Below are 14,665 nucleotides of genomic sequence, written 5' to 3' on the forward strand. Positions count from 1 at the left end.
GGCCCTACGGGCGACTGCCCTGCCCCAAGCCGTCCGGGCCGGCGTTGCCGGGCGCCGGTCCGGACGCCGCCGGGCTCTCACCCCGGTGTGCCGATGAGCCCGCCGGGTGCAGCGCCTGCGGCAGCACGACGGTGAACTCCGCGCCGCCGCAGGCCGCTTCGCCGACGCGTGCCGAGCCGCCGTGGCGCTCCGCGAGCCGTCGTACGAGTGCGAGGCCCAGGCCACGCTGACGGTGCGCGGGCGGCTCCTTGGTGGACCAGCCTTCGGCGAAGACCAGTTCGCGCTGGTCGCCGGGGATGCCGGGGCCGCTGTCGGCGACTCCGAGGACGACGGCCGTGCCGCGGTCCGGGCCGGGCTCCCTGCCCGGGCCGGTGCCGCCGGGCCCGGCGGCGGGCTCGGTTACGGGCTCGGAGACCGGCTCCGTACCTGAATCCGCCCGGGGTTCGGCGTTCGCGGGCGCCTCGCCGGATCCCCCGAAGCCGCTGGCCCCGCCAGCCCCGCCGGTGTCGTCGGCCTCGTCGGCCGTGACTGCCTCTCCGTTTTCGCTGCCGTCGGTGTCCGTGGTGTGAGCGCTGTGCGTGGTGTGGGCGTCGGCGTGGTCGCGGGCGTCGTCGATGTGCTCCGCACGCAGGTCGACCTCCACCATCGCGTCCGCCGAACCGGCCGCCGCGTCCAGCGCGTTGTCGACGAGATTGCCCAGCACCGTGGCCAGTTCGCGCGGGTCGACCAGCCGGTCCGGCAGCCGTGTGGCCGGGGTGAGGCGCAGCGCGACACCGCGTTCGGCCGCCACCGTCGCCTTTCCGACCAGCAGCGCGGCGAGCAGCGGGTCCTCGACCCGCTCGGCGATCTGCTCGGCCGTGGCACGGTGCACACCGACCGCCTCGCTGAGATAGGCCGCCGCCTCCTCGTACTGACCGAGCTGGAGCAGCCCCAGCAGCAGGTGCATCCGGTTGGCGTGCTCGTGGTCCTGTGCGCGGAGCGCGTCGATCAGGCCGCGGGAGCCGTCCAGTTCACGTCCGAGCAGCTCCAGCTCCGTACGGTCCCTGAAGGTGGCCACGGCGCCGCCGTCGTCCGTGGGCATGCGGTTGGCGACGAGCACCCTGCCGCCGCTGACGGTGAGCAGATCCGTACCGGTGACGCTGCCGCACAGCACGTCTGCGGTGCGTCCCGGACCGAGCACCTCGGCGAGGGGGCGGCCGGTGTCCTCGGGACTCAGCTCCAGCAGCCGCTGCGCCTCGTCGTTGACGAGCCGGATCCTGCCGTCGGCGTCGAGGGCGACGACGCCTTCGCGTATGCCGTGCAGCATCGCCTCCCGCTCGTCCAGCAGCGCGGATATGTCGGAGAACGCCAGGTCGTGGGTCTGGCGCTGGAGCCGGCGCGAGACCAGCACTGAGGCGACGACGCCGATCGCGAGCGCCCCGCCCGCGTAGGCCAGCAGCTTCGGGACCGCGCCGAGGAACTTCTCCCGGACCCCCTCGTAGGCGATGCCCACGGAGACCGCGCCGACCACCTCGCCGTGCTCGTCGCGCAGCGGAACCTTGCCGCGTGCGGAGCGGCCCAGCGTGCCCTCGTCGATATGGCGCACCTCGTGGCCCGCGAGCGCGGCGCTGGGGTCGGTGGAGACGTGACGGCCGACGCGGCGCCGCTCGGGATGCGACCAGCGGATGCCGCGGGTGTCGAGCACCACGACATAGCCCGCCCCCGTCGCCCTGCGGATCTTCTCGGCCTCCTGCTGGACGGCGCCGTCGGCGGACGGTCCGGAGTCCGCGACGAGGCGGTGAGCGATCTCGGGGCGGGCCGCGGTCGTCTGCGCGATGGCGAGCGCACGGTCCATCGCGCGCTCGTCCAGTTCGTCGCTGAGCGGAGCCAGAAAGAAGGCGGTGATCAGGGCGGCCACGCCCGTAGCGATCGTGAGCTGCATCAGCAGCACCTGGGCGAAGACGCGCTGCGGCCAGCGCGGGCGCCGCAAGGAGGCGGAGAGGCGGTTTCCGCTCAGGCGCAGGGCGGCTGCGGGCGCCCGCACGTACGGCCTCCGGACGGCAGACGTCCGGGCGGCAGATGTCCGGGCGTCGGTCGCTCCCGCCGGAGCCGGGTGTTCCGGCGTCTTCGGCGACGGCGCGGTGAACGGAGCGGTCACGTGGGCCTCCGGGCTGGTACGGACGGGAGGCGGGGGAGGGGCGAAGCAGGGAGGACGAGGGGACTGTAGCGAGGCGGAACCGGCGCGCGGGACCGGGGGAGTCCGGCCGGAGCGGTGAGGCGGCGCGTGGCAGGGCGTGCGAGGACCGTAGCGGGTGAACCCGGGAGCGCGCTGTGACGTGCGGCATCGCCGCGTACGATCGCAGCCGTCCCATCGCACCGCGTACACCTTGGAGGAAGCCCTCGTGCCCCGATCACGGCGCGTACCGGTCATCGTTCTCGCGGGATTCCTCGGCTCGGGCAAGACCACCCTGCTCAACTACCTGCTGCGGCACAGCGGCGGCACCCGCATCGGGGCGATCGTCAACGACTTCGGCAGCATCGAGATCGACGCGATGACGGTGGCCGGGCAGGTCGACTCGATGGTGCCGCTGGGCGACGGCTGCCTGTGCTGCGCGGTGGACACCGACGACATGGACGACGCCCTGGACCGGCTCGCCCGCCCGTCGGCCGGACTGGACGTGATCGTCGTGGAGGCCAGCGGCCTGGCCGAACCCGAGACCGTGATCCGCATGATCCTCGCCTCGGGGAGCGAGCACACCGTCTACGGGGGGCTCGTCGAGGTCGTGGACGGCGCCGAGTTCGAGAACGTGCGTACGCGGCATCCGGAGCTGGAGCGGCACGTGCGGGCCGCGGACCTGGTGGTGCTCAACAAGACGGACCGGGTGGGCGAGGAGCAGCTGCGGGGGCTGCGGGAGACGCTGCAAGGGCTCGGCCGCGGTACGCCGGTGGTCGCCGCCGCGCACGGGCGTATCGACCCCGCGCTGCTCTTCGATCCCGTGCACCGGCCGCGCCCGCCGGTGGAGCAGCTGTCGTTCGACGTGCTGCTGCGGGAGGCGGCGGACGGTCCGGAGGACCACCACGGGGAGCATCATGGGGAGCACCACGAGGAGGGCGACGGGGACGGAAGTTGTCGCGGCCACCTTCACGCGGCGTACGAGAGCGTCGAGTTCACCTCGCCGGAGCCCCTGGACCCCAGGCGCTTCCTGGACTTCCTCGACACCCGTCCGCCCGGCGTCTACCGGATCAAGGGGTTCGTCGACTTCGGGGCGGCCGACCCCGGCAACACCTATGCGGTGCACGCTGTCGGCGGGTTCCTGCGCTTCACGTCCTCGCCGCGGCCGGCGACGGCACCGGAGCGGGAGGGCGGCGAGGCGCTCGCGCTCACTTCTACGCAACTGGTGCTGATCGGCGCCGGCACCGACGGCGAGGCGCTGCGAAAGGGGCTCGCGGGATGCGTCGCCGATCAGTCGGCGGAGTCGCATCCGCATGCGATGTGGGGCGTGTTGCGATACGTGGAGAACGCCCCCGTCGACGGGCCCGGCGCGGAACCGGGGGAGCCGGAGACCGAACTCCGCGACGGGGATCCGGACTTCACCCACGACGACCCCGGCCTGGAACCCGTCGAGGAACCGTCGGTCGATTAACCGCCCGGCACGGAACAGGGAGAGCCGGAGCCCGGGTACTGAGCCCGGTCGCCCGGGCCCGGACCCCGAGCCGTGCCGCCGCACCTCAACCCCCGCGCCCCGGACGGGATTTCGATCGAGCCCGGGTCCGGACATCGAGTCCGGCCCCGGCCCCCAGCGCGCCTACACCGGCCCCGCGACGACCGCCACCGGCTTCTTCAGCGGCACCCCTGAACCGTCCCTGCGGGGGTCCTGCTCGGGCAGCTCCGCCGGAGTCCCGTTCGCGGACGCGGCCCTCGCCGGAGCGGGCCCCGCCCACGCCAGCGTCAGTGAGTCCTCGCCCTTCAGGAAGCGCTGGCAGCGCACGCCGCCCGTGGCACGGCCCTTCCTCGGGAACTGGTCGAACGGTGTGAGCTTGGCCGTGCTGATCGAGTCGTCCAGCGTGCCGTGCGATCCGGAGAGCGTGAACACCAGCGCGTCCGCCGCCGGATCGACCGCTGTGAAGGAGATCACCTTCGCGCCTTCACCCAGCTTGATCCCGGCCATGCCGCCGGCCGCCCGGCCCTGGGGCCTGACCTGGCTCGCCGCATAGCGCAGCAACTGCGCCTCGTCGCTGATGAAGACCAGGTCCTCCTCGCCGGTGCGCAGCTCCGCCGCGCCCACGATGCGGTCGCCTTCGCGGAGCGAGATGACCTCCAACTCCTCCTTGTGCGCCGGATAGTCGGGGACCACCCGCTTCACGACGCCCGCCGCCGTGCCGATGGCGAGGCCGGGCGACGACTCGTCCAGCGTGGTCAGGCAGACCACGCTCTCGTCGTCGTCCAGCGTCAGGAACTCCGAGATCTGCGCGCCGCCCGCGAGGCTCGGCGCCGTGGCCGTCTCCGGGAGCTGCGGCAGGTCGACCACGGTGAGGCGCAGCAGCCGGCCCTCCGAGGTGACGACCCCGATCTCGCCGCGCGTCGTCGCCGGCACGGCCGAGACGATCACATCGTGCTTGGTGCGCTTCGCCTCCCGGTCGAACGCCGGCTCGCCGTTGGCCGTACGGGCGAGGAGTCCCGTGGAGGACATCAGCACGCGGCACGGGTCGTCGGCGACCTCCAGCGGCACGGCGGCGACGGGCGCCCCCGCCGACTCCAGCAGCTCCGTGCGGCGGGGCGTGGCGTACTTCTTGGCGACCTGGGCGAGTTCGCCGGAGACGAGCTTGCGCAGCTCCGCGTCGGATTCGAGGATGCGGGTCAGCTCCTCGATCTCCGAGCGCAGCCTGTCCCGTTCGCTCTCAAGCTCGATGCGGTCGAACTTCGTCAGCCGGCGAAGCGGGGTGTCCAGGATGTACTGGGTCTGTACGTCGCTGAGTCCGAACCGCGCGATGAGCGACTCCTTCGCCTCCGCGGCGTTCTCGCTCTGGCGGATGATCCTGATGACCTCGTCGATGTCGACGAGCGCCACCAGCAGGCCCTCGACCAGATGCAGCCTGTCGCGCCGCTTCGTGCGCCGGAACTCGCTGCGCCTGCGCACCACCGTGAACCGGTGGTCGACATAGACCTCCAGCAGCTCCTTCAGACCGAGGGTGAGCGGCTGGCCGTCCACCAGCGCCACGTTGTTGATCCCGAAGGACTCCTCCATGGCCGTCAGCTTGTAGAGCTGCTCCAGGACGGCCTCCGGATTGAAGCCGTTCTTCACCTCGATCACCAGGCGCAGGCCGTGCGCCCGGTCGGTGAGGTCCTTCACGTCCGCGATGCCCTGGAGGCGCTTGGCGTTGACCAGGTCCTTGATCTTGGAGATGACCTTCTCCGGGCCGACCGTGAAGGGCAGCTCGGTGACGACGAGGCCCTTGCGGCGCGGCGTGACCTGCTCGACCGCGACCGTCGCGCGGATCTTGAAGGTGCCGCGGCCTGTCGCGTAGGCGTCCTTGATGCCTTCCATGCCGACGATCCGTCCGCCCGTGGGCAGATCGGGACCGGGCACATGGCGCATCAAGGTCTCCAGGTCCGCGCCCGGGTGCTTGATCAAGTGCCGGGCGGCGGCGACGACTTCGCCGAGATTGTGCGGCGGCATGTTCGTCGCCATGCCGACGGCGATCCCGGACGAGCCGTTGACCAGCAGGTTCGGATACGCGGCGGGAAGGGCGCCCGGCTCCTGCTCGCTGCCGTCGTAGTTGGCCGCGAAGTCGACCGTGTCCTCGTCGATCGACTCGACCATCAGGCCCGCGGCGGGCGCCGCACGGCACTCCGTGTACCGCATGGCGGCCGGCGGGTCGTCGTTCCCCAGCGAGCCGAAGTTGCCGTGCCCGTCGACCAGCGGGACCCGCATGGTGAAGGGCTGGGCCATGCGCACCAGCGTGTCGTAGATCGCGGAGTCGCCGTGGGGATGGAGCTTTCCCATCACCTCGCCCACGACGCGGGCGCACTTGACGTGGCTGCGCTCGGGACGCAGGCCCATCTCGTGCATCTGGTAGAGGATGCGGCGCTGCACCGGCTTCAGCCCGTCGCGGGCGTCCGGCAGGGCCCGTGAGTAGATGACCGAGTAGGCGTACTCCAGATAGGAGCTCTGCATCTCGTCGACGACGTCGATGTCGAGGATGCGCTCCTCGAAATCGTCCGGCGGTGTCTTCGTACTGCGGGGGGCCATCGCGGCTGCGCTCCTTCTTTGCTCATGGCGTAACGCACTTGCGGCTGCGGGCGGGTGGCCCGGCGGCCGGTGCGAAGGCCGTTCCGACGCGGACCATTGTGGACCGCGGCACCGACAACCGGCCCCCCGACCCGGCGATACGGGCTCCGAGGGGCTTCACAGCCGCCCCGTCCCCGCCGGATCGTACGGAGAATGACACGGTACGGGCCCGGTTCCCGCCCGTACGCTACGGGAACTTCGCACGCTCTCGGCTCGGTTGCATAGGGTGACAGGACCGCTTGCGAACGTGCACGCATTTGACGCGATCGAAGGGACTCCATGCCCATGGGTCACACTGCCACGCCCCCGCCGGCCACCGGCGGGCTGACAGCGACAGAGCACCGGCTGGCCAACGGCCTGCGCGTGGTGCTCTCCGAGGACCATCTCACCCCGGTCGCAGCGGTCTGTCTCTGGTACGACGTCGGCTCCCGCCACGAGGTCGCGGGACGCACCGGACTCGCCCACCTCTTCGAGCACCTGATGTTCCAGGGCTCCGCACAGGTGCAGGGGAACGGCCACTTCGAGCTGGTGCAGGGCGCCGGCGGCTCGCTCAACGGCTCGACGAGCTTCGAGCGCACGAACTACTACGAGACCATGCCCGCCCACGAGTTGGAGCTCGCGCTCTGGCTGGAGGCCGACCGCATGGGCTCGCTGCTGACGGCCCTCGACGACGAGTCGATGGAGAACCAGCGCGACGTGGTCAAGAACGAGCGCCGCCAGCGCTACGACAACGTGCCCTACGGCACGGCCTTCGAGAAGCTGACGGCGATGGCCTACCCGGAGGGCCACCCGTACCACCACACCCCGATCGGTTCGATGGCCGATCTGGACGCCGCCTCGCTGGAGGACGCAAGGGAGTTCTTCCGCACGTACTACGCGCCGAACAACGCGGTGCTGACGGTCGTCGGGGACATCGACCCGGAGCAGACGCTCGGGTGGATCGAGAAGTACTTCGGCTCCGTCCCCGGACACGAGGGCAAGAGGCCGCCGCGCGACGGCACCCTGCCGGACGTCATCGGCGGGCAGAAGCGCGAGGTCGTCGAAGAGGAGGTGCCCTCCCGGGCGTTGATGGCCGCCTACCGGCTGCCGCACGACGGCGCCCGCGAGTGCGACGCCGCCGACCTGGCGCTGACCGCGCTCGGCGGCGGCGAGTCCTCCCGCCTCAACAAGCGCCTCGTGCGGCGCGACAGGCTCGCCGTCGGCGCCGGTTTCGGGCTGCTGCGGCTCGCCGGCGCGCCGTCGCTGGGCTGGCTGGACGTCAAGGCGTCGGCCGGCGTCGAGGTCGCCCAGATCGAGGAGGCCGTCGACGACGAGCTGCGGCGCTTCGCGGAGGAGGGGCCCACCCCGGAGGAAATGGAGCGCGCGCAGGCGCAGTTGGAGCGCGAGTGGCTGGACAGGCTCGCCACCGTGGGCGGGCGCGCCGACGAACTGTGCCGCTACGCCGTGCTGTTCGGCGACCCGCAGCTCGCGCTGACCGCGGTGCAGCGCGTCCTGGACGTCGGAGCCGAGGAGGTGCGCGCGATCGCCGCTGCCCGGCTGCGCCCGGACAACCGCGCGGTGCTGGTCTACGAGCCGACCGAACCGGCCGGTGACGGGTCCGGCGAGGGACAAGGCGACGAGAACGACGACGAGACCGAGGAGTCCGGCCAGTGAGCGACGCCCCGACCCCGCAGAACGCCGCCCCCGGCACGTCCGACGACCAGGGCGGGCAGATGGAGTTCCACCCGCGCCCGCGCGGCGGACAGCCCAAGCCCTGGGCCTTTCCCGCGCCCGAGCGCTTCCAGCTGGGCAACGGCCTGACCGTGCTGCGCGCGGACCGCCCCGGCCAGCAGGTCGTCGCCGTCGAAGTCACCCTCCAGGCACCGCTGGACGCCGAGCCGGCCGGCCTCGACGGCGTGGCGACGATCATGGCGCGTGCCTTCTCGGAGGGCACGGACAAGCTCGGAGCCGAGGAGTTCGCCGACGAGCTGGAGAGCTGCGGAGCCTCCCTCGACGCATACGCCGACCACGCGTCGGTGCGCGTATCGCTCGAAGTCCCCGCCTCCCGGCTGCACAAGGCGCTCGGACTGTTCGCCGACGCGCTGCGGGCCCCCGCCTTCCCGGAGAGCGAGATCGAGCGCCTCGTCAGCAACCGCCTGGACGAGATCCCGCACGAGCTGGCCAACCCCACGCGCCGCGCCGCCAAGGAGCTCGCGAAGGAGCTGTATCCGGCCTCGTCGCGCATGTCCCGCCCCCGCCAGGGCACCGAGGAGACGGTCGCCCGCATCGACGCCGCGGCCGTACGCGCCCACTACGACGCGCACGTACGGCCCGCCACCGCCACCGCGGTCGTCGTCGGCGACCTCGAAGGGGTCGACCTGGAGGCCGCTTTGGGCGACACCCTCGGCGCGTGGACGGGCTCGACGGCACAGCCGCGCAAGACGCCGCCCATCACCGCCGACGACACCGGGCGCGTGGTCATCGTCGACCGTCCCGGCGCCGTGCAGACGCAGTTGCTCATCGGGCGCATCGGCCCCGACAGGCACGACCGCGTCTGGCCCGCCCAGGTCCTCGGCACGTACTGCCTGGGCGGCACCCTCACCTCGCGCCTGGACCGCGTGCTGCGCGAGGAGAAGGGCTACACCTACGGCGTGCGCGCCTTCGGGCAGGTGCTGCGCTCCACCGCGGAGGGCACGGGCGCCGCGCTGCTCGCCGTCTCGGGCTCGGTCGCCACGGACGTCACAGGCCCGGCCCTCGCCGACCTGTGGCAGGTGCTGCGCACCCTGGCCGCCGAAGGGCTCACGGACGACGAGCGCGATGTCGCCGTGCAGAATCTGGTCGGCGTCGCTCCGCTGAAGTACGAGACGGCGGCCGCCGTCGCCGACACCCTCGCGGAGCAGGTCGAGCAGCAACTCCCCGACGACTACCAGGCGTCCGTCTACGCCGAGCTGGCCCGTACGGGCACGGTCGAGGCGACGGCCGCCGTCGTCAACGCCTTCCCGCCGGACCGGCTGGTGACGGTCCTCGTCGGCGACGCCTCCCAGATCGCCGATCCCGCACGGGAGTTGGGCATCGGCGAGGTCAAGGTGGTGACCGGCGGCTGAGCGGCGGCGCGGACGGGGCGGTCCGGCCCGGCGGAGGCCCGCGCCGCGCATCCGCAGGCAACTCCGGTGCACGCGGCCCCGGTTCACGAGCTTTCCGTTCGTGGACCGGGGCCGCTGCCGTGTGCGGTCGCGTGCCGGGGCCTCCGGCCGGGCACTCACGCCTGTATGTCCGGATTGGTGGATGTATCCCGCTCGGCCGTGTGGGCTGCGCGACAAAACACCGGTTTGGTTTGGCCGTTGGCAGATGTCCCGTTTAGCGTCGGTCCGGCTGTTCGTCAGAAGTGACCGCGACCGCGGCCGACGTTCGGCTTCGCCGAGTCTCCAGTACGACGACGTACGCATGGAGAGCCGGGGGCTCTTCCCTCGTGGCGCCGCAGGGCGCAGAGGGTCCCCTCGCGGTACGCACCGGAAACGGTGCGTACCGGAGAGGGGATGGGGTGAATCGGTCCGCTCAGCGCGGCGGACCGTAGGAGACCTTCCTGCTCCGAACCGGCTGGGAGCCCCTTCCGCCGAATTCCCGCTGGATCCGCCGGGATTCCGATGCATCGTGCACGGGGTCCCGCGCACGGTCACGCGTGGATTCATACAGGCGGCAGGCAGACCCGGTAGGCGAGAAGGAGGGAAAGGAGCCACGCCTGCCATGGCGTTCATCCGTGCCACCGGGACGCATCGCCGTACCCGGCCCACTCGCCGTCGCACCAGGGCCGCGGGCATCGCGAGCCTGACCGTCGGTGTCGTCGGAACTCTCGCGACCCCCGCACTGGCCGGCACCGGCCACGACGGACGGCCCGTCGGCGCAGAGCCGGGGAAGACAGCACACGACACAGCACACGAGACCCGACACGAGACCGGACACCAGGCGGCTACGGGTACGGCGCCCGAGGGGCGTCACCGGGCGGGCCTGACCGGCGCCACCGGATTCGGCGACTCGATCGCCGAGACGGTCGGCGACCAGGCCCGTCTCCAGGAGACCGCCGCCGCCCAGGCCAGGGCCGCGAAGGACGCGAAGCGCAAGGCCGCCGCCGAGAAGGCGAAGCACGAGCGCGAGGCGAGGCAGAAGGCCGAGCGGGCCGCGAGGGCCGCCGAGCGCGCGAAGCTCAACGCGTACGTCGCGCCGGTCGAGGACCCGTCGCTGTCCACTCCGTACCGCAGCTCCGGCGGACTGTGGTCCTCCGGCAGCCACACCGGTGTCGACTTCGAAGCGGACGAGGGCACGGAGGTGCGGTCCGTGGCCTCCGGCGAGGTCGTCGAGGCGGGCACCGACGGCTCGTTCGGGAACAGCGTCGTCATCAAGCACCGCGACGGCACGTACACCCAGTACGGCCACCTGTCGTCGATAGCCGTCTCCACCGGGCAGACCGTCAAGGCCGGCCAGAAGATCGCGCTGTCGGGCTCCACCGGCAACACCACCGGTCCGCACCTGCACTTCGAGGCCCGCTCGGGTCCCGAGTACGGCTCGGACATGGACCCGGTCGCCTACTTGGAGAAGCACGGCGTCGGCCTCTGACGGTCCCCGGCCGCCCCGCCGGGCCTTCCCCGGTGACCGGCGAGGACCGGCGAGCGCAGCGAAGCCCCGGCCGCGATGTGCGGCCGGGGCTTCGTATGTCAGCGGGCGCCCGGACCGCGCCCGGACCTCCGGGCGTCTGCTCAGGGTGTGCTGCCGCGGGCGGCGGGCAGAGAGGGCGGGTGCTATCCGCGTAGAGCGGTGCTAGACCGTCTCGGGCAGCTCTTCCAGGCCCTCCGAGACCAGTGTGGCCAACCGTTCCAGCGCGGCTTGCGCGTCCACCGCTTCGGACGCCAGCACGATCTCCTCGCCGGACTCCGCGCCCAGACCGAGCACGCCGAGCATGGACGCGGCGTTGACCGGGGTACCGTCATCGCCCTTCTTGACCGTGACGGGTACGCCGGCCGCAGCCGCCGCGCGGCAGAAGATCGAGGCGGGACGGGCGTGCAAACCCTCGGCCCACCCGACGGTGACGCGGCGCTCTACCATGGTTGTTGCCCTCCGAGTCGTACTTGCGTCCGGCGAAAACAAGTCTCGCATGCCGCTTCCGGCGGACGGCCGCACCCCTTGGCGTGCGCTGGCTGCGGCTGCCGGCCGTACGGGGTCCGAGCTGTGCGTACGGCCTTACCCTGATCCCATGCGTACCCCTCAGGAGCGGGCGTACCCGGCGCACTGGGAGGCCGACGTGGTGCTCCGCGACGGCGGCACCGCACTGATCAGGCCGATCACCGCGGACGACGCGGGGCGTCTCGTCGAGTTCTACGAGCGTGTTTCCGACGAGTCGAAGTATTACCGCTTCTTCGCTCCTTATCCGCGTCTGTCGGACCGTGACGTTCGTCGCTTCACACATCACGACTACGTCGACCGGGTCGGCCTCGCCGCCACCATCGGGGGCGAGTTCATCGCGACGGTCCGCTACGACCGGATCGACGGCGACGGGCGCGCGGCCTTCTCACCCGCGGCCGGAGAGGACGCCTCCGCTTCCGCCTCCGACGCCTCCGGTGCCGGGGCCGTGTCCGCACAGGCCGAGGTCGCGTTCCTCGTGCGCGACGACCAGCAGGGCCGCGGCGTCGCCTCCGCACTGCTGGAACACATCGCGGCGGTCGCGCGGGAGCGCGGGATCGAGCGCTTCACCGCCGAAGTGCTGCCCGCCAACAGCAAGATGATCAAGGTGTTCACCGATGCGGGCTACTCGCAGCACCGCAGCTTCGAGGACGGTTCGGTCCATCTGACCTTCGACCTCGAACCGACCGAGCGCTCCCTCGCCGTGATGAGTGCCCGCGAGCAGCGCGCCGAAGGCCGCTCGGTGGAGCGGCTGCTCGCCCCCGGCTCGGTCGCGGTGGTCGGCGCGAGCCGCTCCCCGCGCGGTGCGGGCCGCAGGGTGCTGGAGAGCCTGCGTGCGGGAGGCTTCACCGGTGGTGTGTACGCGGTCAACCGGGAGCTTCCCGAGGAGGGCGGCGAACTCGGCGGCGTCCCCGCGTACAGGTCCGTCAAGGATGTGCCCGAGCATCTCGACCTGGTCGTCGTCGCCGTCCCGGCCGGGCAGGTGCACGCGCTGGCCAGGGAGTGCGGTGAGGCCGGCGTACAGGGACTCGTCGTGCTCACCGCCGACTTCGGCCGCGACGAGCAGCGCGAACTCGTGCGTCTCGCCCGCTCCTACGGCACGCGCGTCATCGGCCCCAACGCCCTCGGGCTGATGAACACGGCACCGGACGTGCGTCTCAACGCGACGCTCTCGCCCGAGATGCCGGCCCGCGGGCGGGCGGGCCTCTTCACGCAGTCCGGCGCCATCGGCATCGCCCTGCTGGCCGGGCTCCACCAGCGCGGCATCGGGCTGTCCGGCTTCGTCTCCGCCGGCAACCGCGCGGACGTATCCGGCAACGACGTACTCCAGCACTGGGACGACGACCCCGACACCGACGTCGCCCTGCTCTATCTCGAATCGATCGGCAATCCCCGCAAGTTCACCCGGCTCGCCAGGCGCATCGCCGCCCGCAAGCCGGTCGTCGTGGTCAAGGGCGCGCGGCACAGCGGGAGCGCGCCGCCCGCGGGGCACGCCGCTCCGGTCTCGCGTACGCCGGTGGCGACCGTCACCACGCTGCTCAGGCAGGCGGGCGTTGTCATGGTCGACACGGTCACCGAACTGCTCGACGCGGGCGCCCTGCTGGTCTCCCAGCCGCTGCCTGCCGGGCCGCGTACCGCGATCCTCGGCAACGCCGAGTCCCTCGGACTGCTCTCGTACGACGCGGCTCTCGCCGGTGAGCTGCGGCCGCAGCCGGTGCGGGACCTCGGGACGTCCGCGACGCCCGAGGAGTACCGGCGGGCGCTTCGCGAGGCCCTGGAGGATCCGGAGACGGACGCCGTCGTCGTCACCGTCATCCCGTGGGTCGGCGACACACCGGCGACGGAGCTGGCGGACGCGCTGCGCGAGGGGTCCGAGGGCGCCGAGAAGCCGGTCACCGTCGTACAGCTGGCGATCGAGGGCCTGGAGACGGCCCTCGCCGAGCGCGGCATCCCCTCCTATCCGGCGCCGGAGCGCGCGGTGCGGGCGCTCTCGGAGGCGTCACGCCATGCGCGTTGGCGGCGGGAGGCGGAACATCCGGGCCGGGTACCGGAGTTCGAGGCCGACGAGGACGCGGCCTCGGCTCTGCTGCACCGCGCGTCGGCGAGCGCGGCTGGCGCCGCGGGAGCCGGCGTCGAGGCGGGGCCGCCCGTGGCGGACGAGTCCGCGCCTGCGGGGGCTGGCGCACCCGGCACCGGTGCTTTCGACGTTGAGCCCGACGGCGAGTCCGAGGCCGGGGCCTCCGGCTCCTGGCCCGGTCCCGGGTCCGGCACCCCGGGCGCCGGGGCCGACGCTGCGGCCGCGGCCTCCGGCTCCGGGTCCCGCTCCTCCGGCTCCGATGCCGACGTCGAGGTGGGGGCGCCCGCGGCGGACGAGTCGGCGTCTGCGGGGGCTGGCGCTCCCGGCACCGGCGCTTCCGGCGCTGGCGCCAGCGCTGAGTCCGGCCGCGAGCCCGGCCCCTCCGGCTCCGAGCCCGGCATCCCCGCCGTACCCCCCGCCGGGCGCCGCGAGGCGCAGGCCGCGACGGAGCGCGCCCGCAGCGTCACCCTCGGCGCTGACGATGCCGTTTCCCTGCTCGGCTTCTACGGCATCGCCGTCCAGCCCACGAGCCCGGCCCCCGGCCCGGACGAGGCCGCCGCCGCGGCGCGGCGCCTGGGCTACCCGGTAGCCCTGAAGACCACCGCGCCCCACCTGCGCCACCGCGCCGACCTGGGCGGCGTGCGTCTCGACATCTCCTCCGAGACCGAACTGCGCCGCGCCTACGCGGAGTTGACCGACTCCTTCGGCGACGCGGGCGAGCTGCGTCCCGTCGTACAGGCGATGGCGCCGCGCGGCGTCGACACCGTCGTCAGGGCGGCCGTCGACCCGACCATCGGCGCCGTGCTCTCCTTCGGCCTCGCGGGCACCCCGTCCGAACTGCTGGAAGACGTCGCCCACCGGCTCGTCCCCGTCACCGACAAGGACGCCGCCGAGCTCGTGCGGGCCATCCGCAGCGCCCCGATACTCTTCGGCTGGCGGGGCGCGCAGCCCGTCGACGTCGCGTCCCTTGAGGACCTGCTGCTGCGGGTCTCCCGGCTGCTGCACGACCACCCGGAGATCGTCGCCGTCGACCTGGAGCCCGTAGTCGTGGCGCCACGCGGCCGTACGGTGCTCGGCGCGACCGTACGCGTGGCCGAGCCGCCGCCGCAGACGGACCTGGGCCGCCGCAGCCTGCCCGCTTACTGAGAGTCCACCGGCCCGTAGGATG

At 72.7% G+C, this 14,665-nt stretch carries 8 protein-coding genes; 5 read left to right on the plus strand and 3 right to left on the minus strand.

Annotated elements, in window-relative coordinates; all coding sequences use genetic code 11:
• Window positions 1-4: 4 nt before the first annotated feature.
• Window positions 5-1,921: a sensor histidine kinase gene (locus HCC61_RS14105; RefSeq protein ID WP_169136035.1), complete on the minus strand. Its 1,917-nt coding sequence runs from the start codon at window positions 1,919-1,921 to the stop codon at window positions 5-7.
• A gap of 460 nt (window positions 1,922-2,381) precedes the next feature.
• Between HCC61_RS14105 and HCC61_RS14110 the strand changes: the two genes are divergently transcribed.
• Entirely contained in the window at window positions 2,382-3,623 is a 1,242-nt protein-coding gene (locus HCC61_RS14110; protein WP_346777192.1) for a CobW family GTP-binding protein, read from the plus strand.
• A 162-nt stretch (window positions 3,624-3,785) separates the two neighbouring features.
• On the opposite strand, the gene HCC61_RS14115 is transcribed toward HCC61_RS14110, so the two are convergent.
• On the minus strand, window positions 3,786-6,230 hold the full coding sequence (locus HCC61_RS14115; protein WP_169135785.1) for a DNA topoisomerase IV subunit A: 2,445 nt from the start codon (window positions 6,228-6,230) through the stop codon (window positions 3,786-3,788).
• 318 nt (window positions 6,231-6,548) lie between these two features.
• Between HCC61_RS14115 and HCC61_RS14120 the strand changes: the two genes are divergently transcribed.
• The 3 genes from HCC61_RS14120 (at window position 6,549) to HCC61_RS14130 (ending at window position 10,859) form a co-directional block, all read left to right on the plus strand.
• A complete protein-coding gene (locus HCC61_RS14120) occupies window positions 6,549-7,922 on the plus strand; it encodes a pitrilysin family protein (RefSeq protein ID WP_169135786.1) in 1,374 nt (457 codons plus the stop codon).
• Window positions 7,923-7,981: 59 nt separating this feature from the next.
• Window positions 7,982-9,352, plus strand: a complete 1,371-nt coding sequence (locus HCC61_RS14125; RefSeq protein WP_169136036.1) for a pitrilysin family protein — start codon at window positions 7,982-7,984, stop codon at window positions 9,350-9,352.
• 640 nt (window positions 9,353-9,992) lie between these two features.
• Entirely contained in the window at window positions 9,993-10,859 is an 867-nt protein-coding gene (locus HCC61_RS14130) for a M23 family metallopeptidase (protein ID WP_169135787.1), read from the plus strand.
• Between the two features lie 201 nt (window positions 10,860-11,060).
• Here the strand turns inward: HCC61_RS14130 and HCC61_RS14135 are convergent, their stop codons facing one another.
• A complete protein-coding gene (locus HCC61_RS14135; protein ID WP_169135788.1) occupies window positions 11,061-11,345 on the minus strand; it encodes an HPr family phosphocarrier protein in 285 nt (94 codons plus the stop codon).
• A gap of 148 nt (window positions 11,346-11,493) precedes the next feature.
• Here HCC61_RS14135 and HCC61_RS14140 point away from each other — a divergent pair, with 148 nt between their 5' ends.
• Window positions 11,494-14,643 (plus strand): GNAT family N-acetyltransferase, encoded by a 3,150-nt coding sequence (locus tag HCC61_RS14140; protein WP_169135789.1) that lies wholly within the window; start codon window positions 11,494-11,496, stop codon window positions 14,641-14,643.
• Window positions 14,644-14,665: the final 22 nt, after the last annotated feature.

The sequence above is a fragment of the Streptomyces sp. HNM0575 genome (assembly GCF_012726265.1).
Lineage (GTDB): Bacteria > Actinomycetota > Actinomycetes > Streptomycetales > Streptomycetaceae > Streptomyces.